This is a genomic window from Brevundimonas sp., from assembly GCF_027484365.1.
Lineage (GTDB): Bacteria > Pseudomonadota > Alphaproteobacteria > Caulobacterales > Caulobacteraceae > Brevundimonas.
Map to the genome: position 1 here is coordinate 77,168 of NZ_JAIXTC010000025.1, position 25,271 is coordinate 102,438.

Sequence of the window (25,271 nt, forward strand, 5' to 3'; positions counted from 1 at the left end):
ACGGAGGGTCTCGTCGGTCGTGGGGACCGGCGATCCGGAGCTTTCCCATGGACCTGGCGGTCGTCGACCTCTCCAGGCTGCAGTTCGCGCTGACAGCCCTCTACCACTTCCTGTTCGTGCCGTTGACGCTCGGCCTGTCCTTCATGCTGGTCATCATGGAGTCGATCTATGTGATGACCCGCCGGCCGATCTGGCGAACCATCACCCGCTTCTGGGCGACCCTGTTCGGCATCAACTTCGTGCTGGGCGTCGCGACCGGCATCACCATGGAGTTCCAGTTCGGCATGAACTGGGCCTACTACAGCCACTACGTCGGCGACATATTCGGCGCCCCCCTGGCGATCGAAGGTCTCATGGCCTTCTTCCTGGAAGCGACCTTCGTCGGGCTGATGTTCTTCGGCTGGGAAACGCTGAGCCGGGTCGCCCACCTGTTCGTGACCTTCATGGTCGCGCTCGGCACCAATCTGTCGGCCCTCTGGATCCTGATCGCCAACGGCTGGATGCAGAACCCGGTCGGCGCGACCTTCAATCCGGACACCATGCGAATGGAGGTGTCGGATTTCATGGCCGTTCTGATGAACCCGGTCGCCCAGGCCAAGTTCGTCCACACCGTCAGCGCGGGCTATGTCATCGCCTCGGTGTTCGTGCTCGGCGTGTCCGCCTTCTACCTGCTCAAGGGCAGGCACCGGGCCTTCGCCAGACGCTCGATGACTGTGGCCTCCGCCTTCGGGCTGGCGGCTTCACTGTCGGTCGTCGTCCTTGGCGATGAGAGCGGCTACACCTTGACCGACAACCAGAAAATGAAGCTGGCCGCGATCGAGGCCATGTGGAACACCGAAGCGGCGCCCGCCGGCCTGACGGCCTTCGGCTTCCCCAACATGGAAACGCATCGCACTGAGGCTGCGGTGACCATCCCCTGGGCGCTCGGCCTGATGGCGACGCGAAGCCTGGACGGGGAAGTCGAGGGCATCCTGCCCCTGGTCGCCACGGCCCAGACCCGCATCGAATCCGGCGTCCTGGCCTATGACGCGCTCGAGCGGATCAAGGCGAACCCGAACGATCCGGTGGCGCGCGGCGATTTCGAGCTGCACCGCAACGACCTCGGCTATGGCCTCATGCTCAAGCAACTGGTCGCCGACCCGCGCCAGGCCACCCCCGACCAGATTGTCGTCGCCGCCTGGAACACCGTGCCCAACGTGCCGGTGATGTTCTGGACCTTCCGGTTCATGGCCGCGATCGGTTTCGCCATGATCGTCCTGTTCGCCACGGCCTTCATCCTGTCCACCCTGCGCAAGCATGAAACCCGCTGGTTCCTCTGGCTGGCCGTGCTCGCGATACCCCTGCCCTGGATCGCCGCAGAGCTGGGCTGGATCGTCGCCGAGGTCGGGCGTCAGCCCTGGGCTGTGGACGGCATCCTGCCCACCTTCCTGGGCGCCTCAAGCCTGAGCGTGCCCCAGCTGTGGGCGACGATCATCGGCTTCACGGCCCTCTACGGCGGGCTGGCGGTGATTGAGGTCGGGCTGATCCTGAAGACGATCAAGCGCGGCCCGTTCGCCGAGCAGGAGGAGTTCGCGGATCGCCCTGCCGACGAGCCTGGTCCTCACGCTCCCAACACCCCGCCCGCTGTCGCTCCCGCCCTCGCCTGACCTGATCGCTAGGAAACCGAGATGGATATCCCCCTCGACTACGCCACCCTCCGCCTGATCTGGTGGGGACTGCTGGGCGTGCTGCTCATCGCCTTCGCCCTGACCGACGGTTTCGACCTGGGCGTCGGCGCGCTTCTGCCCTTCGTCGCCCGGACCGACGAGGAGCGCCGGATGGTCATCAACACCGTCGGCCCGACCTGGGAAGGCAACCAGGTCTGGTTCATCCTCGGCGGCGGCGCGATTTTCGCGGCCTGGCCCTTTGTCTACGCCGTCAGCTTCTCGGGCTTCTACCTGGCCATGTTCCTGGTCCTGTCCGCGCTGATCCTCCGGCCGGTCGCGTTCAAATATCGCTCGAAACGTCCCGGCAAGACCTGGCGCTCGGCCTGGGACTGGGCCCTGTTCATCGGCGGGTTCGTCCCGGCCCTGGTGTTTGGCGTGGCGGTTGGAAACGTCCTGCTGGGCGCGCCCTTCCGCCTGGATGGTGATCTGCGGTCCTTCTACGAGGGAACGCTGCTCGGTCTGTTCACCCCGTTCAGCCTGCTCTGCGGTCTGCTGTCCGTCTCGATGCTGGTGCTGCACGGCGCGGTCTGGCTGGGCCTCAAGGCCGAGCTTGGGCCGGTCCAGGGTCGGGCACGGACCTTCGGCACCATCGCGGCCCTCCTCAGCCTCGTCCTGTTCGCGGCCGGCGGCCTGTTCGTGGCCTTCGGAGATCTCGGCTACCGCATCGTCGGGGCCGTGGATCCGTCGGGCTTCTCCAACCCGCTGCGGACCGCCGTTGTCGCCGCTCCGGGCGCCTGGCTCGACAACTACGCCGCCTATCCCTGGATGATCGTGGCGCCCGTGCTGGGCTTCGTGGGGACCGTGATCTCCCTGCTGGGACTGTGGCGCCGGTCCGAGCCCCTGGCCTTCGCCGGCTCCTCGATCGCAGTTGTCGGGATCATCTCGACCGTGGGCCTGTCCATGTTCCCCTTCATCCTGCCCAGTTCGATCCATCCGGGTTCGAGCCTGACGGTGTGGAACGCCTCGTCGACCCAGACCACCCTGTTCATCATGCTCGGCGTCACCATCGTCTTCCTGCCCCTGATCCTGATCTACACGGCCTGGGTCTACCGCGTGCTGTGGGGCCGGACGTCTACGACCGCGCTCAAGACCAATCCCGATCTCTACTGATCCGAAGGACACCTGACCCATGTGGTATTTCACCTGGATACTGGGCGTAGGCCTCGCCGTCGGCTTCGGCGTGCTGAACGGCCTCTGGCACGAGTTCCACCTCTCCGACGAAGGCGACCAGGGCCTGTCGGCGCCAGAGACCGATGCGACCGATGTCGGCCTGCGCTGAGACCCGCCGTCTGGTGAGAACGGCCGCGCTAATCCGGCGCTACGACAGCAACGTCCCCCGCTACACCAGCTATCCGACCGCGGCCCGGTTCACCCCGGATGTGGGTCCCGAGGACGGAGGACGGTGGCTCGAGGCGGTCGCGGCGGACGAGGCGGTTTCACTCTACGTCCACGTCCCGTTTTGCCGAACGCTCTGCTGGTATTGCGCCTGTAACACGCGAGCGGTGAACCGCACCGAGACGATCCGGACCTATGTCGATCTGCTGCTGACCGAGGCGGGTCTCGTCGCGGATCGGCTGGGCCGTCGCCAAAGGGTCGCCCGGCTGCATCTGGGCGGCGGCACGCCGAACATGCTGTCCCCGGACGACCTCGATCGACTGTTCTCGGGCCTGCGTGACGTCTTCGACTTCGCCCCGGACATCGAGATCGCGGCGGAGCTGGACCCGGCCAGCCTGTCGCACGCCTGGGTCAAGCGGGCGGCGCATCATGGGCTCAACAGGGCCAGCCTCGGGGTTCAGGACCTGTCGCCGCAGGTGCAGAAGGCGATCAACCGGATCGAGCCCTTCTCCACAGTGGCCCAGGCCGCCGACTGGTTATCGCAGGCCGGGGTGAAGTCTCTCAACCTCGACCTCATGTACGGCCTTCCACTTCAGACCCGCGATGATCTGCTGGCGACCCTGGACCAGGTGACCACCCTGCGTCCCGGGCGCATCGCCCTGTTCGGCTATGCCCATGTTCCATGGATGAAGCCGCATCAGAAGCTGATCAACGAGGCGGATCTGCCGGGGCCGGAAGACCGCTTCGCCCAGAGCCAGGCGGCTTCGGCCTTTCTGCTCGATCAGGGCTATGCGGCTGTGGGACTGGATCATTTCGCCCTGCCGACAGACAGCCTCGCGATCGCGTCACGCACCGGGAGGCTGCACCGCAACTTCCAGGGCTACACCACGGACGTCGCCGAAACCCTCATCGGCCTCGGCGCCTCGTCGATCAGCCGCACCCGCGAGGGGTACGTCCAGAACCACACCGTTGAACGCGATTGGCGCGCGGCGGTCGGCCAAGGTCGTCTGCCGGTCGCGCGCGGCCTCGGATTGACGACGGACGATCGCCGGCGCGCTGATATCATCGAACGTCTGATGTGCGACTTCAGGGTCGACCTCCAGGACATCGACCGGAAACACGGCCCGGCTCCGGATCGCTTCTCTGCGGCCTTCGCCAGACTGCAGCCGCTGGTGGATGACGGGCTGGCGCGACGCGACGGAGACGTCGTCGGAGTGACCGACGCCGGTCGGCCGTTCGTCCGTCTGGTCTGCGCCGCGTTCGATACAACTCTCTCGACCTCGCCATCGAGACATGGGCGATTGATCTGAGAATTGCGCTGGATCAAGGCCGGGCGGCGTCATCGGGACCACACCCTCCATGACGCCTCCAACCGGCCGCATCCCGCCGCCGGACCGCGTCGTGGACCACCAAGATGCGCCTGAACCCCTCTTCCCGGATCGCCGCCCTCGGGGCCGGCTTCGCTGTCCTCACCCTCGCTTCCGCGCCTGCGTCGGCGCAGGACTGGCAGGTCGCCCGCAAGGGAGACTGGATTGTCACGGGCCGGGTCACCGATGTGGCCTCGGGGGCCGATGACGCCATCACCACCGCAGCCGGCGCGGCCACAGGTCTGCGCGTCGATGTCGGCGACAGCGTGATGCCGACCCTCGGCTTCACCTATTTCGTCACGGATCACATCTCGGTGGAGGCCATTCTGGGCGCCACCCGGCACGAGATCCGGGCCCAGGGGCCGGCCACCGACCTCGCCGTTCACGAAACCTGGGTCCTGCCCCCGGTCGTGACGGTTCAGTATCGCCCCGCGCCCGAAGCACGGGTCAGTCCCTACGTCGGCGCCGGTCTGAACTACATGGTGTTCTTCAACGGCGACAACCGGAACGGCTTCGACGTGAATCTGGACAACGGGTTCGGCTATGCCCTGCAGGCGGGCGCCGATATCGCCGTGTCAGGCCCCTGGACCGTCAACCTCGACGTCAAGAAGGTCTGGTTCAACACTGACGCCGACATCAACGGCGGGACGCTCAAGAGCGACGTCAACCTCGACCCCTGGGTCATCTCGCTCGGGCTCGGCAGGAAGTTCTGAGCATCGCGAACGCTGCGTCGTTCCGCATCTGGAACGGCGCAGCGGCTGCCGGGATCTCCCTGTCTGACGACCATCAGCCCGGACGGACAACCAGTGCGCGCGCTGGAGAGAAGACCTTCCCATGGTTGCATATAGACGTTATACAGACTGCTTGGAGCAGTGCGAAATTGTGACGCCGACGCACCGATCGCGGCACCGTCTCACACTGCTGGAGCGTGTGTCTACGCTTCCGCCGTTCAGGAAGGCCTGGTCATGCGCCATGAAGAAGCCGAAACAATCGGCCGGCTGCTGGCGGAGCTTCCAGGGGAGATCGGCCCTGTCATAGAGCTGGGTTCGTCAACCGCCTCGTTCCGCACGGTTCAACAACCTCACATCGACCGGTTCATCCATGCGCCCCTGCGGGTGCGTGACGTCGAGGTCGTTCACACGGACCTTAGGGACGGCGACGGCATAGACGTCAGCGGCGACATCTACACGGCGGATGTCCAGGACCGTCTGACGGCGCTGGGCGCGAGAACCGTTCTCTGCTGCAACATCTTCGAACACGTGTCCGACCGATCGCGTTTCGCATCGATCTGCGACCAAATCCTGCAGCCGGGCGGATTCATGATCGTCAGCGTCCCCTGCCGCTACCCGTATCACCTCGACCCTATCGACACGATGTATCGGCCCGCGCCGCAAGAGCTGGTCGATCTGTTCCCGGGCTACAGGGTCCAGGTTGCGGAACGCGTGACCGGTGGCTCGTTCTGGACCGACCTCGACCGGAGGCCTGTCGGGGTCCTGAAGTCACTAGCCCGCGTCCTGCTGCTCCGGGGCGGCTGGAGAGAGAGCCTTTCGCGGCTTCACCGACTGACATTCCTCTTCAGACCCTATCAGGTGTCGGTCGCAGTTCTTCAAAAGCCATAGGCCCGAAAGCCGATGGGCTACCCCGCGCAGCGCGCGTCCGCGACAACCTGAAGCCGCCCGGCCCGGATGGCCTTGAACCATCGGGCCTGCTCGGCGCCGACGAGCCGCCCCAGTCTACCCGGTCGCGCCCAGTGGGTGCACTTGGCCTGCTCGACCCTGAAGCCACTGACCGACAGAAGATTGCCCAGCGCCATGGGCGTCCAGGCGAACAGGTGCTGATCGGGGTCGCCGGCCGACCATTGGCGATGCTGGCGGTTCAGCAGCACATTTTCATAAGGCACAATGAGACGGAGCCGCCCTGAGGGACGCAAGACACGACGGAGGCCGAGCAGCACGGCCTGCGGGTTGGGGACATGCTCCAGCGCATGGAAGCTGATCGCCACATCGATGCTGGCGTCCTCGATCTCGTCCAGATGGGCGACAACCCGATCCAGAACCTTGCGCGCTTCCGCGCTGGACACCTCGCTGACCTCGACGCCAATCCGCATCGCGGCCGGCAAGGACGACAGGATACCGCCTGTCGCGCAGCCGAAGTCCAGGACGACATCGGAGGCCGTGGTGACCCCTTCGAAATAGACCGCACGGACCTGCTGTTCCGCGGCTGACCGTCCGGCCGCCCTGCGCGAATGATAGTCGGCCCCGCCGGACCCGGTGTAGCGCTCTATTGCGACCGACATGATCCAGTCCCCAAAAATTGCGCCAGCATAGGCCATATCGGCCGCCCCGGCTGTGTTCAGAGACCCACGGTCTTCAACCGTTTTGCGTCGCACGCAGGCGCGCGGAAATGACGTCGATCGTCTGCCTGGCCACGTGGTCAATCCCGAATTGCCTCGCGATGTAGCCATGGGCCTTCGCCGCCATCGTCCCGCGCCCGGCTTCCGGAACCGCCAGGGCACGCAGCATCAACACGGACAGTTCTGCGGGATCCGCCGACGCAGCGACGAAGCCCCATTCGCCGTCGGAGACCAGATCCCGCACGCCGCTCGCTTCGGCAACGATGGGGATGAGCCCATAGGCCATGGCCTCGAGCAGCGAGTTGGACTGCCCCTCGGCCTGGGACGCCGACAGGAAGAAGTCGCTTTGCGTCAGATAGGGCCGAACATCGTCCTGCCTGCCGGGCAGGTGAACGAACGCCGAGATGCCCAGACGCGAGGCGCGTTCCGCCACATTCGAAAGATCGGAGCCGTCGCCGACGATGGTGAGATCGGCGACGGCTCCCTGTGCAAGACACAGCGCCAGGGCCTCGACGAGCACCGGCACGTTTTTGTCCGGCTCGATGCGGCCGGTATACAGAAACCTGTACCCCGACCTTGCCGCCCGGAACGCCTCGAACTGCTCCCGCGTCGGCGCCAGGACGCCGTTGGAGATCTCGATGATCTTTTCGACCGGCACGCCATAGCCCTTCAGATCGGCGACAATTTCCCGACTGTTGGCCACGAATCCGTCGGCGCGCGCGCGGATCAGACGCGCGACCACACGCCCGTAGCCGCCCGTCTTTGACTCCAGCGCCCTGAAATCACCGACCTTTCCGCCGCCTCCAAGCTTGATGAACAGGGGCTTGCCGAGGACCATCCTGGCCATCAGCCCGGGAAGGGTGTGAAGGCGGGCGTGGAACACATAGACGGCGTCGATGTCGTGGCGTCGCCGCAGCCAGGCCAACACCCTGGCGGTCCATGCGAGGGTGGACCCCATGCGACGGCCCCCGAAATTGGGGTAGTCCCGCAGTTTCACGGTCAGGTTCGCGCCGAACTCCGTTTCGACTTCAGCGGACCCGGACAGCCTGCACGGCGCCACGATGGTCACCCGGACGCCCTGAGCCGCCATTGCGCCGGCCAGAAGCTCGGCCTGTCGCTCCGCTCCCCCGTAGTTTTCCCGAAGACTGCCAGGAACGATCAGCGCGATATGCATGGTCGGTCGCTCCCGGAAGGAAGGGGTTCGAGGGACATGTCTACGCGCCCGGACGGCGGAAAACGCCGACGACAGGGCGCGTCAGATGATCCCGGGCGGTGGACCATTCGGGACCGAGCCAGGTCCTCGGAACGAGCGCCATGAACAGGAGGACGGCCAACAGCCCGGCGCCGCCTCCGACGAAATGACTGATCCAGAACCAGGCTTCAGGGACCGCGCTCGCCGCCAGGCTGTCGGCGATCGCGAAAACAGCAACCGGCAACATCGCCTTCGCATGAAGGCGAAGAAGATCGCCCACCGTAGCAATGACCAAGGAGGCCGCGTAGCCGAGGGAAATCAGGTAGTAGATCCACATCGCCGCTGACAGGAAGCCGGCGACGGGCAGCAGGCCGAACATGCCACCCACGAAGGCGGCACCCACCAGCAAGACGGCCTGGATGGCGGATCGCACAGCCGTCCCGGCCGAGTTCCCCATCCCGAAGGCAACGCTTTCGGTCACCTTGTAGGCGCACCGGGGCAGCAGGCCCAACGCCAGCAGCTGCAGGATCAGAATCACCTCGACCCAGGCCGGTCCCAGCAGGAGCCGCACAATGGCGGACGCATGCAGAGCCGCGGCCACGGCGGCCAGCCCGAAGACCGGAAGCCCTGATCGCAAGGCGCTCGCCATGACGGCTCCGGCACGACGGCTATCGCCCCTCAGAGTCGCAAAGGCGGGAAAAAGCACGCGTTGCAGCGGCGTCGAGACCAGGGCGTTGATGATCTCGACCAACCGCCAACCCCGGCTGAACAGGCCCAGGGAGACGATTCCCAGAGTACGTCCGACCACGATATTGGCCCCGTTGTTGGCGGCCCAGCTCAGCAGCTGGGACAAGGCATAGGGGCTGCTGTCGCGAACCAGGGCGACGGCCGCTCCGGGGAATACCCGCCGCCACGGCTTGATACGGGACTGGACGAGGTTCAGCCCCGCTTCGATGGCTCCGGTAACGACACTGCCCCACACGAGGGACCAGACGCCGAAGCCCAGAAGGGCCAGCCCGATGGACAGGGCGAACTGGCCGATCAGATAGGCGACGGTGTTGGAGCCGACCAGGCCGCGAAAGTCGCCGGAACGCTGCATGACCGCGCGCGGGATGGCGCCGATCCCCCGCGCCACGACCACCAGGCTGCCGAAGGCGATGGTGACCGCGATCCCACTCGTTGAGTAGAAGCGCTCGATAAGCGGGGCGAACAGGACAATCGCCGCGGCGAGAACCACCGACAGCGCGAAGACCGACCAGAACGACGTTGCGACATCATCCTCGTCGATCCCCTGCGCGTGGATCAGGTTCAGGCCGAATGCGCCTTCGAACATGGAATCGGCGAAGCCGATCACGGCAAGCGCGGCCGCCATCATGCCGAATTCCAGCGGGGTCAGGAGGCGGCTGAGAACCGCCGTCCCGATCAGCGACAGGGCCATGACCAACAGGCGGCCGAACACGAGCCAGCGCACGCCGGTCAGCATGTGACTGCCCTCGCCGGGTTCTTGCGTCTGCTCGCTGTCCTGAAAGCGGCTCACCCCGCTCTCATGCTCCGCAGGGCCAGATATCGTTCGCCCGCTGCGGCCCAGCTGTACCTTCCTTCCAGCTCGCCCTTCGCCTTCTCCGCGTGTGAGACCCAACAGGACATCGGGTGGCCGAAGAAGCTCTCGATCGCCCTGGCGATGGCTTCGGGCGTGTTTTCTTCGATCTCGACGCCTGCGATCCCTTCCCTGAACAGGTCCGCTATTCCGCCGGAGGCGGTGGCAATGATCGGGCGTCGCCCGGCGGCCGCCAGCAGGGCCACGGCGCTGTGAGACTCGAAATTTCGATAGGGCAGCAACAGCGCGTCGCACTCCGCGAAAAGCCCGGGGAGTCTGGCGTCGTCCACATAGCCGAGCTCAGCCCGGACGTGAGGTTTGGCTGAAACGCTTTCGGCGATGGCCGCGAAATAGTCTTCCTCGCCCTCCGAGGCCGACCCCGCGATCGTCAACTGGACATCCAGGCCTGTGTTCCGGGCCATCTCGACGCCCTCGACAGCCTCGGCGACCATCTTGTTGGCGCGGATCGTTCCGAACAGGAGCAGCCGCCCTGAACCGCTCAGTGGCGGCGCGTCGAGGATCGGCATCCCCTCCGGAATGACGCTGATCGTCTTCAGCCGCAGCCGATAGCTGTCGGATAGAGCCCGGCGGGTGGACTCGCTGAGCACCACCAACTCCGAGGCGAGGCCGTACAGGACGTTGAGCATGAGCCGTTCAAGCGCACCGATCAGGGCGTTGCGACGGCGGTGAGGCGTCGGATCGTGCACGACCAGCACGACCCGCCCCCCACTCAACCGAAGCAGGACGACAAGTGGCAGGGTGACGGGGAGGATTTCCGGCGCGGTGATGACAAAACGCCGGGTGTGCAAACGGGCCCTCAGGACCTGAAAGACGCCCGATCCCATCCGCCGGACCGTGGCGACGATCCTTGCCGCCAGCGAGCCTTGCCCTGCCAATCCCCGGGGTGTCCGCCTCTGAACCACATTGGGATGGCGGGCGATAAACCCGGCGGTCTCCGGTGGAGGCGCGACGAGGAAAGTCGTCACCCCCTGCAGGGCGATGGAGTCAGCGAGCTTCTGAGCGAAGGGGCCGGTGGCATATCGCCAGCTCCGCGTGAAAACACAGATCGTCCCGTGGACTGCGCGGTCCCTGCCCTCCCCCTCCATGCCGACGTCCACCCTGGATCCAACCACTCTGGAAAGCGCCTTTGCCCCCGGAACTTCCGCGTGAGGGTGCGATCTGATCAGGCAGCAAATGCTGCGGCGCCGCAACCCTGTTTTCCGGAAAATCCGGCCGCATGGGGCTTCGCATCGCGGGTTTCACAAAACTGCCACAGGTTGAACCTTGACTTGATCTTTGGGCGGTCGTTGCCATAGCTTGGCGGGGGTGGTCGGGTGAGGTCCATGGGGGACAAGAAAATCGGATCGCGACGGCGGTGGCTGGTCCTTCTGATGGCCGCCTCCTTCTGCGTAGTTTTCCTGTTTCCTGTGCCACGACAGAGGGTTGGCGAGGTCACCCTTGCCGCTCTCGGAGCCGGCGACGCCGAGCTGGCCGTTGTCGGCAATTCCGTCGTCACCCACGTTTCAAAGTGTGACGTCGATCGGCGTGGCATACCCGCGATACTGCAGGACACGCTTGAATCTAAGGTTGTGGACTTGAGCTACGGCGGGGAGCCGCTGGCGGAGTCGATCAGCTACGCTTCCATTGCACTGCAGCAAGCCGGGATCAGCACGGTCGTTCTCTATCTCGGTCAGGGGTCTCTGGCCAATCCTGACCCCAACGACGTGCAGACAACCGCCTTCCTGCGACTGGTCGCCGGACCGCGTCGCGTGAACGACCTGTGGGCTCGATTCTCACGGGGAACAGGGATCTTGCCTGGCCCTGCAACAGCCCGACTTCCGTTTCAATACAAGGGCATCGACTATCCCGCCTACGACCAGATCCAGATGACCTGGTTCGCCGATGAAAAGGCGAGGCAGGGCTGCCCCGAGACACTGGGACAGGACCTGCGGTTCATCGAGGCCAATTTCTGGACCAATCTGGTGCGGCCGGAGCCCTTCTGGCCCTTGCTGGAAGACATCGGGGATCTCCAGCGGCAGGCCGCCGCGCGGGGCAAGCGGCTCGTCGTCATCTTCCTGCCGAACGACATGGCCGGCCTGCGTGAACTCGACGCCGGGCTGGCAGCGGAGGTCGACGCCCGGCGTGCCGAGATTGTCCGGCGGGCCGCCGCACTCGGCGTGGTGATGACCGAGATCGGCCCGTTCGGCCCGGAGCAGTTTGCGGATCGATGGTGCGCCTGTGGGCACCTGTCGGAGTCCGGCCGGCTCGCCGTCACTGCGACAACCAGAGCCGTGTTGGTGAACTGAGTGCTGTTCAACTCCTACGCCTTCATATTCGCCTTCCTGCCCCTGGCGGTGGCGGCCTATCTCCTGGCGATGAGGATGGCCGGGCCGTTTGCCGCGTCGGCCGTGGCCCTGGCGTTTTCGGTGGCCTTCTATCTGTTGGGCGAACACAGCCATCAATGGCTGATCTTCGTCTCGATCGCGTTCAACTTCCTGGTCGGCCACGCCATTCTGGGCGCGGGCCCCGGGACACGAAGGCCCTGGCTGATCCTTGGACTGGTCGCCAATCTCGGGGTCCTGTTCGCCTTCAAATACTCCGGCTTCTTTGTCAGCCAGATCAATCTGCTGTCGGGCGTGCAGATTCCCGATCCCGGCCTGTCGCTGCCCATCGGGATCTCATTCTACACCTTCACCCAGATCGCCTTTCTCTGTGACTGCTACGCTCGCCACGCCGACAGGACAGATCCCGTCCGATACGGCCTGTTCGTCACCTATTTCCCGCACCTGATCGCCGGGCCGATCCTTCATCATCGTGAGATGGTCCCCCAGTTCATGCGGGGGCGCGTCACCCATCTGCCGGTTCGCCTCTATGCGGGTGTCGGAATGTTCGCCGTCGGGCTGGCGAAGAAAACCCTTCTGGCCGATCCTTGCGGGCGGATAGCCTCCGAAATCTTCACTTCAGCGGAGTTAGGACCGGTGCAGTTCGTCTCTGCCTGGGTCGGAGCCCTCGCCTATACGGGTCAGATCTACTACGACTTTTCCGGCTACTCGGACATGGCCATCGGCATCTCCTGCATGATGGGGATCCGACTGCCGTACAACTTCAACTCTCCCTACAAGAGCCGGAGCATCGTCGAGTTCTGGCGGCGCTGGCACATCACCCTGTCGCGCTTCCTGCGCGACTACCTCTACATCCCCCTCGGGGGATCGAGGAAAGGCAAGGCCCGCAGGTATCTCAATCTGGCCGTCACCATGGTTCTGGGCGGGCTGTGGCACGGAGCGGGCTGGACCTTCCTGGTCTGGGGCGCGATCCACGGGGCCGCTCTTGCCCTCGCCCACAGCTGGCGCGATCTCCGGATGCCCCGGGTGCCGCCAGTCCTCAGCTACGCCCTGACGCTGTTTCTGGTCGTCATGGCCTGGGTGCCGTTCCGGGCGCCGACCATGGAGATCGCCACCACCCTGTGGGCGGGCATGCTGGGCGTGAGCGGCTTCTCCTTCCCGGCCCTCGGCCCGCTCTCGCCCGTCTATGAGGCCTTGCACATCGTTCCGGATCAGATCCGCTTCGACGTCCCGGACCTTCTGCTGATTGGAACGGCACTGGTGCTGGCGGCGCTCGCCCCCAACAGCCAGGAGCTGATGCGTCGCTTCAGGATGGGACTGCAGTCCCCCGGTTACGAGACCGTGGGCCGGGTGCCGGCGATCTCTGTTCGCCTGACCTGGCGTTGGGCGATCGCACTTGGTGTTCTTTTCGCGGTCGCGGCGCGCAGCATCGGCGGCTACAGCGAATTCATCTACTTCCAGTTCTAGCGCCGACCGGGACTGACCATGCCCACAAACCGACGATGATCGCTCAGCACCCGCTTGCCGGGCAGGGCCAGATCGCGGAAATGGCCGTTGTCCAGGATGTCGTCGAACAGGACAGTCGCGTCCTCCGACAGCAGCGGTGACACGATCTCCAGTGCGTAGTCACGCCCCGCTCCGGTCTTGTCGCTGTCGTAGTGGAAGAGATCGATGCCGGTCACCTGGTCCACGATCCTGGGCAGGTTGACCCGGTCGCCTTCGACGAAAAGGCGCCACCGGCCCCGAAGAGACTCGGGCACCAGAACCCCGATTTCCTCAACCTTCGCGCCCTGCCGGAAATAGGGCAGGTCACTCGACCAGAGTTCCCCGTGGCCGTTCGCCTCAAGGGCCGACAGGAAGGCCGTGCTGGACCAGCCGGCGGCGACGCCGGTTTCGACGATTACCGACGGGCGATGAAGCCGGACCATGAAGTAGAGCAGCGCATAGGCCCCGCCTCCCCCGAAACGCGTCTTCGCTGTGGCCAGTTCAGTGGTCGCACGAGCCACGAGATCCTCGCCGAACCTCGAAGCCTCGGCCCACAGCTCGGGCGAGACGCTTTCCGCCCATTCGGCATAGGGTTCGGCGATCGAGCGACACCACTCCAGCACCTCGGCCCGGTCGCGCGCCTCGCTGGCCGAGCTCATCCTGGCCCTCAGCTTCTGGCCGATCACCCGCCATCCGTCGTTGCGGACCGCAAACTTCAGCGTGTTGAGCAGAGCCTTCATTGGAACCCCCATGCGCATGGTCGGCAGCACTGGGCGTCGGTCACAGTCATCGGCGTTTCCTCAGCAGATCCCGGTCGAGAGTCAGCGGCATGGCAGGGCTCGCAGTTCGGCTGCAAAGGCCTTGTATCGCGCCCCAATGGCCTCATCCCCGAAACGTTCAACCACGACCGCACGGCCTCGCCTGGAGAATTCCAGCCTTCGTTCCGGCGCGGCCATAAGGCCTTCTATCGCCGAGGCGATGGTTTCAGGCAGGACGTCCTCCAGGATGTCCACGGCCCCGTCGGCCCCGTAGTCCCGCACGCCTCCAACAAGGGGGGCCGCCGCGGGTATGCCGGCGGCCATCGCCTCCAGCAGCGCGATGCAGAGACCCTCGTGACGGCTGGAGAGCACAAACAGATCGGCACCCTGCGTCCACCAGCCGGTCACATGCCCCATGAAATGAACGCGATCCTGAAGCGCCAGTTTCTGGACGAGGGCCTCGTACCGTTGGCGTTCCCTGCCCTCACCGTAGAGGCGGAGCGAGACGTCATGGCCTCGATCCCGCAGCAGTCGGACGGCGTGTATCAAGGCGGTCTGGTTCTTGACGGCCGTGAGCCGTCCGGCATTCACGATCCGGAAGGGCCCAGTCCTTGCCGCTTCCGGTTCAGACGTGGGGGGTTCGATGGAAAAGCTGGCGAGCGGCAGGATGGTTCTACGCGTCGCCCTCCGGACGTAGAGGCGCCGCGTCGCCTCGTCCGCCGTCGCGTCACAGTCCGCCAGAGTCCAGTCCACCAGGGGTGACGTCCAACGGTAGGCCAGCTCATAGACCGGCTTGGCCAGATGAGTGTTGTGCTCGAACGAGGCGATCACCGGCACGTCTCTCAGTCGCCCGACGATCCGACCGATAATGTTGGCCTGCGGCAGGGACAGAATGAGCGCAGACGGTCGCACTGCGCCCAGCAGGCGCCACAGGCGCCATGCTCCGGACACCAGATGGATGACCTTCATCCGTTCGGCATCGTCCAGCGCCAGGACCCGGATATCCGGACCTTCGAGGTCCTTGACGAAGGCGCCGGAGCCGCGAACGACCGGGACGATCGTCAGAGCCACGCCCGCGAAAGCCCCGTTCCGGGCAAGGGTGACGAGACCCTGCTGCGCACCGCCACGATCGAAATCGTTGATGAGCCACACGACCCTGCGCCGGTCCGTCTTGTCCCCGGGGCAGGTCTCGCGCCCGGTCCAGGTTCCGGAGGGGTCAGGCGACATGTCCACGCCCTCGGCGGAAGCCCGGCGGCTGTTGGCGCGGGAACGAACTCCCCACGGGACGGCTTGCCGAAAAGGCGCGCAACAGGTCGGGCCGGCGCCGGACGGCCATCTCATTGATCAGCGCCGGATACAGGGTCACCAGCAAGCCGACGATGAACATGTGGGTCCCGCTGCCTTCGAAGAGGGCGTAGAACACCAGGGGAGCCACAAGGATCGCGAGAAGGATGAATGCCGAGGCTGGCGGAAGCGGCCAGGCATGGATCAGCTGACGGCAGCTCCTCAGAGTCGCGCGAAGACTGACGATCCAGAACGAGAGATACAGCAGCAGCCCGACAAGACCGTTCTCCACGAGCACACGAAGCGGCTCGCCGTGGATGTTCACCCGCAAGAACGCAGGGACGTAGTAGAATTCCTGTGCGAGGCGGTCGGTATAGCCGTTGGTGCCTGTGCCGATGATCGGGCTCTCGGCGATCAACTGCCTGCTCAGATTGACGGCGAACAGTCGCTGGGAGTTGCTGAAGGACTGCGGCGTCCCTCCCCGGACCACGGACTCAAAGCTGTTTCGGGAGTCCAAGGGATCCATGAACGACTGAAGCTGGGTGGCCATATAGGCGTTGCTGGCGGCGAGCAGGGAGATCGAGGCCGCAGCGGCCGCACCGACGAGCAGGATCGGCGCCGGCGAGAACCGTCCCCTGGCCAGGAAGGCAGCCGTGATCAGCACGTAGATTCCCAGCGCCTTTCGCTCACCCGAGAGGAGGATGATCACGCCCAGCAGCCCCCAAAGCCCGATATAGACGCGCTTCCGGTTCCGGGCGGCGAACAGCAGCGCGCAACCGAGCGCCGTCGGAAGGAAGGTGAAGGTCGTCTTGGGGTCATCGAGGCGCTTCCAGCCGGTCAGGAACCCGTGCTGGAGATGCCAGACGATGCTCCACGCGGTCACGGCCGCCATACCGATGAGCAGAAACATGCCGATCCGCTTGAGATTCAGGACCGGAAGCAGGGCGATGACGCATCCGCCGAAGGCCAGGATGATCGTGACCTGCAGCAACTCCCTGATCCCGTTCCCGGACGAGACCAGAAAGGCGGAGAACGCGTGCCAGGCCGCATAGGCGCAGAACAGGTAGAAGCCTGCGACAGGTCGGGGACGCGCAGGGAGCCTCGGCGCGATCACGGCCGTCATCGCGCAGAGGACCACGACCATCAGGTCAAACGGCCTCAGTTGAACGGGCCCGAGGATCATCTTCAGCGGCAGGAAGAGGCTGAGAAGGGCCAGCGAGACGATGCTGTTCACGGCATTGGTCCCGAGCGGGCCTCACCATCGGCGGCGCAGCGATCACTCCTCACTTCAACCCCCGCTCGCCGCTGTCCCGATCTAGACCCCGGCTCATATTGCAGCGCAACGAAGATTCCATTCCGGAAGACCATTGGTATCAGGAGTTGCCGCACAGCCACAGGAACATGAGAGCCGTCAGCTCACGCGGCTCGAACCCGCCGATAGGCCTCGTCCACGGCCGCATCCATGCGTTCCGGAGACCAGGCGTCGACGTCCACATTCAGGGCTCCCGCCGACAGGCGTTGGCGCAGCACGACGTCTCCGAGTAGCCGGGCAACCGCCCTGGCGGCTGCGGCTATGTCGTCCGTCGGAGTGATGATCGCATTGACGTCATCCGTCACGACATCCCCGATACCCGGCAGACAGGAGACGACCGCCGGCTTGCCGGCTGCAGCGTACTGGACAAGCACGCGAGGCAGGCCTTCTCTCAGCGACGTCAGGACTCCGATGTCTGCCATCGCAATTATCGCTTCTGGATCAGGGCGATGGCCCGCAAACCTGATCCGATGGGTCAGACCCAGTTCCTCGACCAAAGCCTGCGCTTCGTCCAAGGTTTCTCCCCTGCCTGCGAACAGGATGCGCCAGTCCGGTACTCCGGCGAAGGCGTCCGGCACCGCCTTGATGAACTCAAGCTGCCGTTTGCGCGGCTCAAACGTCGCCAGCATGACGGCCGTGGGAGGCTGATCCTGCCCGGGCGCCAAGGCGAGAAGCGTTCGCCAGTCGGCAGGCGGCGCGGCAGTCTTGAAGCGCTCGACATCCATCGCGCTCATGGCCACGAAATGCTTTTCGGGTCGCCCGAGGCCTCGTCTGACACACTCGTCGCGAACCGACGGGCTGACGCTGATAAAGCCGTGCGTGATCGGCGCGCAGATCCATTCGGCCGCGACGTAGACCGCCTCCTCAACCGGGCCGACGTTGACGAACGGAAGGATGTGGATCCCGTGAATGACCGTTGGCGTCCGGGCCAGCCTGGCCGCAAGCCGCCCGAGGACGCCGGCCTTGCTCTGGTGAGTATGGACGACGTCTGCCCCGACTTCCCGATAGAGGTCACGAAGCGCGCGAACGGCAGCGATATCGTCCGCAGGCGAGATGCGGTGGAACATGCGTTCGACGGTGCGGACCTCGACCACCCCGGCGGCTTCCTCGCGCGCCGCCGGATCATACTCGGCGCCATGCACAAGGACGACCCGGTGCCCTGCTGCCATCTGGGCTCGACAGCTTCGGAGCGTGTTCTCTTCCGCGCCGCCGCGCATGAGTCGGGTCATCACATGAACGATCATCATGATGACGGCCCGCATCCGAAACCCGCTCCGCTCTTGTGGCGGCATAGCCGGCCGTCAGGCGGAGGCATCATGCCCATAGTCCCCCGGATTGTTCCGCCCATCTGGACAGAGCCGGCGCGAGCTGGCCTTCCCTGGCCCGATCATGCTCCATCAGCCATCCGGGCCGGATGTCGGTCGAGCGTACGAGCTTGGTGACCCGGTCGGGATGGATGCCAAGGTTGAGCGCCGAGATCGGCGTCAGGACCGCTGCGGCAGCATTCACGACCGCCCGCGGCAGGGTCATGGTGCGCATCTTCGGGAAATGAGGGGCAAACGCCTCTACGATCTGCTCGAGCGTATACCGGTCCGGATAGCAGCCGTTGAAAAGGACGTACCTCTCATGCTCGCCATGGGCATAGAGCAGCGCTTCGACGAGGTCCTCCACGTAGAAGCAGGCCTTCACGGTGTCCTTTCGGCCCGGATAGACGAACAGTCCTGCCCGCATCAGCTTCGCCAGGCGGGTGAAGTTGCCGCCCTCTCCCGCGCCGAAGATGACGGCGGGACGGCATATCACGAGCCGGCGGTCGTCCTGTTCATCCAGCCAGGCGCGGAAGATCGCCTCTGACAGCCATTTGGACCAGCCATAGGCGGACTCGGGAGCCGGCGGCGTCCCTTCAAGCTTCGGATCCTCGCCGGGACCGTAGACCGATATGGAACTGGTAAAGACGATATCTCGCACGCCGCAACGTCGAGCGAACGCGGTGATCGCTGTCGCGCCCCCGACGTTCGTCTCGTAGTACTCGTGTTCGGGATGGCCCGGCGTCGTGTGTACCGCAGCCAGATTGTAGATCGTCGAAATCGGGCCTTCGATTGCGAGCCGTGACAAATCTCGAACGTCTGCGACCACGTAGTCAACGCCCGCGACTTCAGTCCCTGGTCGGCGTCGATCGACGCTGACCAGCCCGCCAGGATGATCGACGGCCAACCTTCGGAGCAAATGGGTCCCGATAAACCCGCTCCCTCCGAACACGACAATCGTCCCGTCCATGCTCCCCCCGGCGCTGACGCAGGCGATGCGAAAGGCGGGCGCATCAAAAGCGTTCAGGAAACACATACCGACAATATGTTGCGTTGCAACAGAATATGGATCACGGGTCGCTAAGAACGGCAGAGCGAGGCGCGCCTTCTTCCGGTCCTGAGATCGGCGCCCCTCTACCAACGACAATGCGCTGAAATAGTTTACTTATCTCAGACCACGGAACAACGTTCCGCCGCCCTTCCGACCATGAACCAAGCGCCGGACTGCCAAGGCCTTGCCGCCGGGTAGATAGGCGACTGCTGAAGCAGTCACACGTCAACCAAGGACGAGCGCAACCCGTGCGAAGCCGGTGGCAGCCTGCTTTCAGACTGCGGGCGAAGAGCAGTGGAGATCAGGTCAGGTCCTGATCGTGCAGCGCGCCGCCTAGTGAACCGCCAGTTCGTCGCCCGACTGGACGAACTCAGCCCGGCCGCTGACCTCGCCGTAGGTCATGCACAGGTCCTCGAACACGCGGTTCCAGGAGAACCGTTCGACGGTGTGGACCCGCGCCGCTGCCCCGATGGCCTCGATATCGCGAGCGAAAAGGGCCTCAATGGCCTGGGCGTAGTCGTCAGGATCGGCGCTACGCGACAGTTGGCCCACGCTGTCGTTGACGGTCTCGGCCACCCCGCCGGCGTTGACGCCGACGACCGGGCGGCCACAGGCCATGGCCTCGAGCACGATCAGGCCAAACGGCTCCTTGTCGTTGGCATGCACGAAGGCGTCGCAGCTGGCGATGATCCGGGCGACGGCCCTCGGATCACGCTCATAAGGCAGGGCGATGACGCGATCTTCGGCCGGCATTCCCTGCCCCGCCCCGACGAGTACGAGGTGATAGGGCGCGCCCAGCTTCTGGACGGCCTCGATCAGGACGTCGATGTTTTTCTCGCGCGCCGGTCGACCGGCAAAGCAAAGCAGGCGAGCGCTGGCCGGCAGGCCGAGCTTCTTCAAAAGCCAGTCACGGTCGCGGCGATCCGGACGGAAGGTGTCGATCTCCACGCCCAGAGGACGGATGACGATGTCCCGGATGCCGGCCTCTTCGAGGCGGCGCGCGATGAAACGGCTCGGCGAGATGACGCGGTCGAACTGGCCGAACAGACGGGCCCAGCGCTTCTCGACCGGCTTCTTGGCCCATTCGCCGAAATGCAATGCAGCAAGGCCTGCAGGATCTGAGTGGCAGAATCCGACGACCGGACACCCCGCCCTCTGGCCCGCCTCGAGAGCGCCCTGCCCCGGCGTATAGGGATCGCCCGCCTCGATCAGCGAAGGTTTCATTGACGCGACCCAGGCGCCCCAACGCTTGACCGAACTGGGCCAGCGATAGCCGTCGCCGAAAGGCAACTTGGTCGCGTGCAGCTGGATCACGCCATCGCGCCCTGCCTTGTGCTGGGCGCCCGGCACGACCAAGGAGTGGGCCACCCCCGGACGGTTCGCCTCAAGCCAGGCTTTTTTGGACAACAGGTAGCGCTTCACGCCGCCGGAGCGCGGCGCATAGAGCATGGTCGTGTCCACCATGCGGGGGCGCGGATCCTGTGTGGAAGCCTTCAGAACTCTGAGCGTCTCGGCGACCTCTTCGTCCCACCCAGGAATGAGCCGCAACTCACCTTCGTGAACGTCGAGGTCCGTCATGCTCATGGCGTCGTGCTCCGGGGACTGCTGCGGCTGAACGCGCGTCCGGGACTTAGGGATGCGTGCGGACGGTTTGGGCCGGGCCATGAAGCGCCCCTACGCCCGCCGACAATGAAGCTCAAGCCTCATCATCGGTATCGCCGGGCGGCGGGATGCGGATACCCCGGCGCTCCAGCGATTCCCTCAGCAGAATCTCCAGCTGGGCGTTGACGGAACGAAGCTCCGCCGACGCCAGCCGCTCGACCGCCGTCATCACGCCCGCAGACGCGCGCATCAGAAAGGGTTTGCGAACCCTCGCCACGCCCTAACCGTAGAGGGTGCCGGTGTTGACGACAGGCTGGGCCTCGCGGTCGGCGCACAGCACGACCAGCAGATTGGACACCATGGCGGCCTTCCGGTCCTCGTCCAGATGAACAACCTCCCGCTCGCCCAGATCCTTGAGCGCGCTCTCGACCATGCCGACCGCGCCGCGCACGATCAGGCGGCGCGCCGACAGGATGGCTTCGGCCTGCTGGCGTCGCAGCATGGCTCCGGCGATCTCAGGGGCATAGGCCAGATGAGCCAGCCGCGCCTCATCGATGGCGACGCCCGCCACCCGGACCCGGTTGGCCAGCTCATCGCGCAGACGTCCGGCGACGTCCTCTGCGTCGGCGCGCAGGGTCAGCTCCTGCTCTACGCCGTCCTGCTCCTCGCCGTGGTCGTAGGCGTAGTGAGACGCGATATCGCGCAGGCCGGTGTCGATCTGGATGTTCACGAAGGCCTGGTAGTCGTCGACGTCGAACAACGCCTGGGCCGAATCCTCGACCCGCCAGACGACATTGGCGGCGATTTCGACGGGGCTGCCCCGCTTGTCATTCACCTTCAGCTTGTCACTGGTGACATTCCGCGCGCGGAGCGAAATCTTCTTCCGTGTGTACCAGGGCAAGACCCACCGCAGGCCCGTGGTCCGGTCTGTACCGCGGTAGGCGCCGAACAGCATGATGGCCGCGCCCTCGTTCGGCTGCAGCGCATAGAGTCCGCACAGCAGGAACAGGCCGACCATGGCGAGGAAGATGCCTCCCACGACATACAGCGCCGTATCGGGGCTTTGCGCGACTCCTACAGGACCCAGGATGATCAGCCCAAGACCGACCAGCAACATCAGTATGCCGTTGGTCGTCGTTGCAGGCCGTTCCTGTGAGATTGTGCGTTGGTCGGTCATCGCGCCCTCCATTTCGATATGAAAGTGATATCACTTTTGAGAGCGCCCTGCAACGCTTTCGGCGACCTCCGGTCATCCGACACATCGCTTTCGGCCTTGCATTCGCCTCAAATTCGCGAAACTTGAGACAGGTCGCGACGCCCCTGTTAGAAGGCGCCCGGCGCCCGTGCGCGTGTCCACTTGGGGTGAATTTCCGAATGCGTAGACTGCTTGCGACCGCGGTAGCGCTTGCCCCTCTCATGATGGCCGCAGGAGCGCATGCCGAGGTCGTGATTTCGACCGCCCGCACGACGCCCATCGTCACCTCTCTCGCGACCGGTACGGCACGCGACGACATCCGTATCGGAACAGGCGGCTCCATCGCCGTGAACACCGGCGCGGCGATCACGGTCGATTCCAACAACAACATCGATCTGGACAGCGGCACCAACATCACCATGGCCAGTTCGGCCGATGGATCGACCGCGATCCTGGTCGGGCCCAGCGCCACGGCTGCCAACATCATCATCGGCGGGACCATCTCGGTCCAGGACAACATCGATACCTACACCGACTCGGACAACGACGGCGATCTGGACGGTCCGATCGCGGCCGGCGCCAATCGATACGGACTGCGCCTGGTCGGCACGACAGCCCTGACCGGCAATATCCTGGTCGAGAACACCGGCGCCATCCTGGCCGAGGGCGCCAACGCACGCGCCATCTCGATCGAACGCGCCCTGACCGGCAACGTCACCACCTACGGCTCGCTACGCGCAGTCGGCGACAATGCGATCGCCTACTCCCAGGCGGGCAACGTTTCGGGCGCGGTCAATCTGGGCGGCCCCATCACGGCACAGGGCCTTGGCGCCAACGCCGTCAACATCCAGGGCGACATCGGCGGACGTCTGACGCTCCAGGGCGACATCGCCGCAACCGGCTATCGCTATACGACCCGCCCCGGCGACACCGCCCTGGCGCTGCTCGATGCCGACGACCTGCTTCAGGGTGGTTCAGCCGTCGTCATCGGCGGCAATGTCGCCGGCGGCGTGGTCCTGGATATCCGCCCCGCCGATCTGATCACCGACGTGACGGGCAACACCACCACGACCGATGAGGACGGGGACGGCGTCGCCGATGCGTCCGAGAGCAACTCCGTTATCAACAGTTACGGCGGGGGCGCGGCCCTGACCGTCGGTTCGAGCACTCGCAGCGTCACCCTCGGTGTCGCTGGAACCACGGCGACTACCAACTACGGCCTGATCAACCGGGGCACGATCAACGCCGACGGCGTCTACAACAACGTCAACGGCCTGGGCATGCAGCTCGGCGTCGCCGGCGGCCAGAGCGTGACCATCAACGGCGGCGTTCGCAACGAGGGCGCAATCACCGCGATCGGCCGCAACGGAGGCGCGACGGCCGTCTCGATCAGGGCCGGGGTCACCACAAACCGGTTCGACAACATCTCGAACATCACGGCGGGTGTTTCGAGCACGCTTGCGAACTCTCCGGCGATCGGTATCGACATCGCGGCCGGTGCGAACCTGCCCAACATCTTCAATAACGGGTCGATCCTCGCCACGGCAGGCGGGGGCGTGTCGAACGTCACAGGCATTCGCGATCTGTCCGGCACTCTCAGGTCGATCAACAACGCAGGCGCCATCCAGGTGTCGCTGCTCGCCAATGCGGCCGGCGATCCGCTCACCGGCACGGTCACGGCCATCGACGTCTCGGCCAACACCACCGGCGTCACCTATCGCCAGTACGGCGAGACGAGCACGCCCTCCACCAGCGATCCCGACACCGACGGCGACGGGGTCACCGACTCGAACGAGCCGGCTCTTGTCGGAGCCATCCGCTTCGGATCGGGCGCGGACCTGATCAGCCTGGAAAACGGCTTCATGAACAGCGACGTGTCGTTCGGCGCGGGCGCAGACCGGCTGAACATCACGGGTGGCGGCATACTGACCGGCGCGATCACCGACAGCGACGGCCGCCTGGACATCAATGTGACCAACGGCACGCTGGATGCGCGCCAGTTGACCCGCACGAACGTGACCAGCCTGAACGTCGGCGCAGCCGGCGATCTGATCGTTACGGTCGATCCTGCGACCTCGACCAACGCCGGGTTCCGCGTCAACGGAGCGGCCAGTCTCGCGACCGGGGCGGGCCTCGGCGTGCGGTTTAACTCCCTGATCACCGGCCCCCAGCGTTTCACCGTCATCGACGCCAATACCCTGACCATCGGGACGATCGACCAGACCGCCGTACAGGCCAACTCGCCCTATCTGTACGTGGTCAGCGCCGGCGCCGATGTTGCGGCTGGCGACGTCTATATCGATGCCCGTCGCCGCACGGCGGCCGAGGCCAGCCTGATCCCGGTCGAAGCCCAGATCTTCGATTCCTTCTATGGCGCACTCAGCTCCAGCACGGCGCTCCGCAACGCCTTCATCTCCCAGACCGGCCGTGAAGGCTTCATTGAGCTTTATGAGCAGCTTCTGCCGGACCACTCGGGCGGACCGCTGCTCTCGCTGGCCTCGGGCGTCGACGCCGTCACCCGCGCCCTGACCGGCCGCAACGCCACGGTCGAACCGGGCGAGACCAGCGCCTGGCTGCAGGAAATCAATTTTTACGCCGACAAGGACAAGACCGACACCTACGGCTTCCGGTCCGAGGGCTTCGGCGTCGCCGGCGGCGTCGAAAGAGGCACGGGCCTCGGCGCCGTCGGCGTCTCCCTCGCCTTTACCTCATCGGATATCGAGGATCCCGAAGCGGAGGCCGAGGAAATCCTGTCGGCCAACCTGGTCGAGCTGGGTCTCTACTGGCGGGCCCAGGGCCAGGCCTGGAGCACCTGGGCGCGCGCTGCGGGCGGCTACGCCACCTTCGACTCGACGCGCCAGCTGGTGACCCAGAACATCAACCTCATCAACACCTCCAGCTGGAACGGGTTCACCCTGTCGCTGGGCGGCGGCGCTTCCTACGAGCGCAATTTCGGTCGCCTGAGCATCCGCCCGGAAGCCTATGCCGAGTACTTCTCGCTGAACGAGGACGCCCATACCGAGGAGGGCGTCGAACCCGGCTTCAACCTGAACATCGAAGACCGCAACGGCCACATGTTCTCCGGTGTCGCCGCCGTGAACATCGGCTACGGCTTCGGCGAGAACGGCTGGATCCGTCCCGAGGTCCGCCTCGGCTGGCGCCAGAACTTCTCGGTCGATCCGGGCGAGACCATCGCCCGCTTCGCCTCGGGCGGCTCGCAATTCACCCTGACGCCGGACTCGATCGAAGGCGGAGGCCCGATCGCGGGCTTCCACCTCAGCGTCGGCAACGATCTCGGCAAGATCTCGATCAGCGCCGATGCCGAAATGATCGAGGACTACGTCCGCTACACCCTGCTGCTGCGGGCGAGCTTCCGGTTCTGATAGGG

The 25,271-nt window shown here is 65.3% G+C and carries 21 protein-coding genes; 9 read left to right on the plus strand and 12 right to left on the minus strand.

The genetic code is table 11. The annotated features are described in order from the left end of the window. Positions 1–47 precede the first annotated feature (47 nt). The 6 genes from Q0044_RS13735 to Q0044_RS13760 all read left to right on the plus strand — a co-directional run bounded on the left by Q0044_RS13735 (position 48) and on the right by Q0044_RS13760 (position 6,027). Entirely contained in the window at positions 48–1,646 is a 1,599-nt protein-coding gene (locus Q0044_RS13735; protein WP_298163000.1) for a cytochrome ubiquinol oxidase subunit I, read from the plus strand. Positions 1,647–1,667: 21 nt separating this feature from the next. After that, positions 1,668–2,816, plus strand: a complete 1,149-nt coding sequence (gene cydB / locus Q0044_RS13740; RefSeq protein WP_298163001.1) for a cytochrome d ubiquinol oxidase subunit II — start codon at positions 1,668–1,670, stop codon at positions 2,814–2,816. 19 nt (positions 2,817–2,835) lie between these two features. Next, a complete protein-coding gene (gene cydX, locus Q0044_RS13745) occupies positions 2,836–2,985 on the plus strand; it encodes a cytochrome bd-I oxidase subunit CydX (RefSeq protein ID WP_298163002.1) in 150 nt (49 codons plus the stop codon). Then, the gene (gene hemN / locus Q0044_RS13750; RefSeq protein ID WP_298163004.1) at positions 2,969–4,351 is read left to right on the plus strand and encodes an oxygen-independent coproporphyrinogen III oxidase; all 1,383 of its coding nucleotides are present in this window, start codon (positions 2,969–2,971) and stop codon (positions 4,349–4,351) included. Before cydX ends, hemN begins: the two co-directional genes overlap by 17 nt. Positions 4,352–4,455: 104 nt before the next feature. Beyond that, positions 4,456–5,121, plus strand: coding sequence for an OmpW/AlkL family protein (locus Q0044_RS13755; RefSeq protein WP_298163006.1), 666 nt, complete (start codon positions 4,456–4,458; stop codon positions 5,119–5,121). A gap of 252 nt (positions 5,122–5,373) precedes the next feature. After that, a complete protein-coding gene (locus tag Q0044_RS13760) occupies positions 5,374–6,027 on the plus strand; it encodes a class I SAM-dependent methyltransferase (protein ID WP_298163008.1) in 654 nt (217 codons plus the stop codon). 17 nt (positions 6,028–6,044) lie between these two features. On the opposite strand, the gene Q0044_RS13765 is transcribed toward Q0044_RS13760, so the two are convergent. The 4 genes from Q0044_RS13765 to Q0044_RS13780 form a co-directional block, all read right to left on the minus strand. Then, on the minus strand, positions 6,045–6,704 hold the full coding sequence (locus tag Q0044_RS13765) for a class I SAM-dependent methyltransferase (RefSeq protein WP_298163010.1): 660 nt from the start codon (positions 6,702–6,704) through the stop codon (positions 6,045–6,047). 73 nt (positions 6,705–6,777) lie between these two features. Beyond that, positions 6,778–7,935, minus strand: coding sequence for a glycosyltransferase family 4 protein (locus Q0044_RS13770; RefSeq protein WP_298163011.1), 1,158 nt, complete (start codon positions 7,933–7,935; stop codon positions 6,778–6,780). A gap of 40 nt (positions 7,936–7,975) precedes the next feature. Beyond that, positions 7,976–9,490, minus strand: a complete 1,515-nt coding sequence (locus Q0044_RS13775) for an oligosaccharide flippase family protein (protein WP_298163012.1) — start codon at positions 9,488–9,490, stop codon at positions 7,976–7,978. Further along, on the minus strand, positions 9,487–10,683 hold the full coding sequence (locus Q0044_RS13780; RefSeq protein ID WP_298163013.1) for a glycosyltransferase family 4 protein: 1,197 nt from the start codon (positions 10,681–10,683) through the stop codon (positions 9,487–9,489). Before Q0044_RS13780 ends, Q0044_RS13775 begins: the two co-directional genes overlap by 4 nt. A 258-nt stretch (positions 10,684–10,941) precedes the next feature. Here Q0044_RS13780 and Q0044_RS13785 point away from each other — a divergent pair, with 258 nt between their 5' ends. Together Q0044_RS13785 and Q0044_RS13790 are read left to right on the plus strand one after the other, a co-directional pair. Next, the gene (locus Q0044_RS13785) at positions 10,942–11,856 is read left to right on the plus strand and encodes a hypothetical protein (protein WP_298163014.1); all 915 of its coding nucleotides are present in this window, start codon (positions 10,942–10,944) and stop codon (positions 11,854–11,856) included. Further along, on the plus strand, positions 11,857–13,359 hold the full coding sequence (locus Q0044_RS13790) for an MBOAT family O-acyltransferase (RefSeq protein ID WP_298163016.1): 1,503 nt from the start codon (positions 11,857–11,859) through the stop codon (positions 13,357–13,359). It abuts the gene before it with no gap. On the opposite strand, the gene Q0044_RS13795 is transcribed toward Q0044_RS13790, so the two are convergent. The 8 genes from Q0044_RS13795 to Q0044_RS13830 all read right to left on the minus strand — a co-directional run bounded on the left by Q0044_RS13795 (position 13,356) and on the right by Q0044_RS13830 (position 21,865). Beyond that, positions 13,356–14,117 carry an O-methyltransferase gene (locus Q0044_RS13795; protein WP_298163017.1) on the minus strand — a complete coding sequence of 254 codons (762 nt, stop codon included), beginning with the start codon at positions 14,115–14,117 and terminating at the stop codon, positions 13,356–13,358. The genes Q0044_RS13790 and Q0044_RS13795 overlap by 4 nt on opposite strands. Before the next feature lie 81 nt (positions 14,118–14,198). Further along, the gene (locus Q0044_RS13800; protein ID WP_298163018.1) at positions 14,199–15,362 is read right to left on the minus strand and encodes a glycosyltransferase; all 1,164 of its coding nucleotides are present in this window, start codon (positions 15,360–15,362) and stop codon (positions 14,199–14,201) included. Further along, positions 15,352–16,653 (minus strand): O-antigen ligase family protein, encoded by a 1,302-nt coding sequence (locus tag Q0044_RS13805; RefSeq protein WP_298163020.1) that lies wholly within the window; start codon positions 16,651–16,653, stop codon positions 15,352–15,354. The genes Q0044_RS13800 and Q0044_RS13805 overlap by 11 nt, the downstream gene beginning before the upstream one ends. Before the next feature lie 182 nt (positions 16,654–16,835). After that, positions 16,836–17,993 carry a glycosyltransferase gene (locus Q0044_RS13810; RefSeq protein ID WP_298163021.1) on the minus strand — a complete coding sequence of 386 codons (1,158 nt, stop codon included), beginning with the start codon at positions 17,991–17,993 and terminating at the stop codon, positions 16,836–16,838. A 52-nt stretch (positions 17,994–18,045) separates the two neighbouring features. Next, complete coding sequence (locus tag Q0044_RS13815; protein ID WP_298163023.1) at positions 18,046–19,071, minus strand: NAD-dependent epimerase/dehydratase family protein; 1,026 nt, start codon at positions 19,069–19,071, stop codon at positions 18,046–18,048. A 348-nt stretch (positions 19,072–19,419) separates the two neighbouring features. Continuing rightward, on the minus strand, positions 19,420–20,670 hold the full coding sequence (locus Q0044_RS13820) for a glycosyltransferase (protein ID WP_298163024.1): 1,251 nt from the start codon (positions 20,668–20,670) through the stop codon (positions 19,420–19,422). A 112-nt stretch (positions 20,671–20,782) separates the two neighbouring features. Beyond that, a complete protein-coding gene (locus Q0044_RS13825) occupies positions 20,783–20,938 on the minus strand; it encodes a type II toxin-antitoxin system antitoxin (protein ID WP_298163025.1) in 156 nt (51 codons plus the stop codon). 30 nt (positions 20,939–20,968) lie between these two features. Next, positions 20,969–21,865 (minus strand): SPFH domain-containing protein, encoded by an 897-nt coding sequence (locus tag Q0044_RS13830; RefSeq protein ID WP_298163026.1) that lies wholly within the window; start codon positions 21,863–21,865, stop codon positions 20,969–20,971. 197 nt (positions 21,866–22,062) lie between these two features. On the opposite strand from Q0044_RS13830, the gene Q0044_RS13835 reads away from it, so the two are divergent. After that, on the plus strand, positions 22,063–25,266 hold the full coding sequence (locus Q0044_RS13835) for an autotransporter outer membrane beta-barrel domain-containing protein (protein WP_298163028.1): 3,204 nt from the start codon (positions 22,063–22,065) through the stop codon (positions 25,264–25,266). Positions 25,267–25,271 lie beyond the last annotated feature (5 nt).

Coding starts and splice junctions, on each gene's coding strand:
- Q0044_RS13770 (WP_298163011.1), bottom strand. CDS start 7,935: ATGCATATCGCGCTGATCGTTCCTGGCAGTCTTCGGGAAAACTACGGG.
- Q0044_RS13825 (WP_298163025.1), bottom strand. CDS start 20,938: ATGCGCGCGTCTGCGGGCGTGATGACGGCGGTCGAGCGGCTGGCGTCG.
- Q0044_RS13800 (WP_298163018.1), bottom strand. CDS start 15,362: ATGTCGCCTGACCCCTCCGGAACCTGGACCGGGCGCGAGACCTGCCCC.
- Q0044_RS13815 (WP_298163023.1), bottom strand. CDS start 19,071: ATGTGTTTCCTGAACGCTTTTGATGCGCCCGCCTTTCGCATCGCCTGC.
- cydB (WP_298163001.1), top strand. CDS start 1,668: ATGGATATCCCCCTCGACTACGCCACCCTCCGCCTGATCTGGTGGGGA.
- Q0044_RS13830 (WP_298163026.1), bottom strand. CDS start 21,865: ATGACCGACCAACGCACAATCTCACAGGAACGGCCTGCAACGACGACC.
- Q0044_RS13820 (WP_298163024.1), bottom strand. CDS start 20,670: ATGAGCATGACGGACCTCGACGTTCACGAAGGTGAGTTGCGGCTCATT.
- Q0044_RS13760 (WP_298163008.1), top strand. CDS start 5,374: ATGCGCCATGAAGAAGCCGAAACAATCGGCCGGCTGCTGGCGGAGCTT.
- Q0044_RS13765 (WP_298163010.1), bottom strand. CDS start 6,704: ATGTCGGTCGCAATAGAGCGCTACACCGGGTCCGGCGGGGCCGACTAT.
- Q0044_RS13810 (WP_298163021.1), bottom strand. CDS start 17,993: ATGCGGGCCGTCATCATGATGATCGTTCATGTGATGACCCGACTCATG.
- Q0044_RS13735 (WP_298163000.1), top strand. CDS start 48: ATGGACCTGGCGGTCGTCGACCTCTCCAGGCTGCAGTTCGCGCTGACA.
- Q0044_RS13755 (WP_298163006.1), top strand. CDS start 4,456: ATGCGCCTGAACCCCTCTTCCCGGATCGCCGCCCTCGGGGCCGGCTTC.
- Q0044_RS13795 (WP_298163017.1), bottom strand. CDS start 14,117: ATGAAGGCTCTGCTCAACACGCTGAAGTTTGCGGTCCGCAACGACGGA.
- hemN (WP_298163004.1), top strand. CDS start 2,969: ATGTCGGCCTGCGCTGAGACCCGCCGTCTGGTGAGAACGGCCGCGCTA.
- Q0044_RS13835 (WP_298163028.1), top strand. CDS start 22,063: ATGCGTAGACTGCTTGCGACCGCGGTAGCGCTTGCCCCTCTCATGATG.
- Q0044_RS13785 (WP_298163014.1), top strand. CDS start 10,942: ATGGCCGCCTCCTTCTGCGTAGTTTTCCTGTTTCCTGTGCCACGACAG.
- cydX (WP_298163002.1), top strand. CDS start 2,836: ATGTGGTATTTCACCTGGATACTGGGCGTAGGCCTCGCCGTCGGCTTC.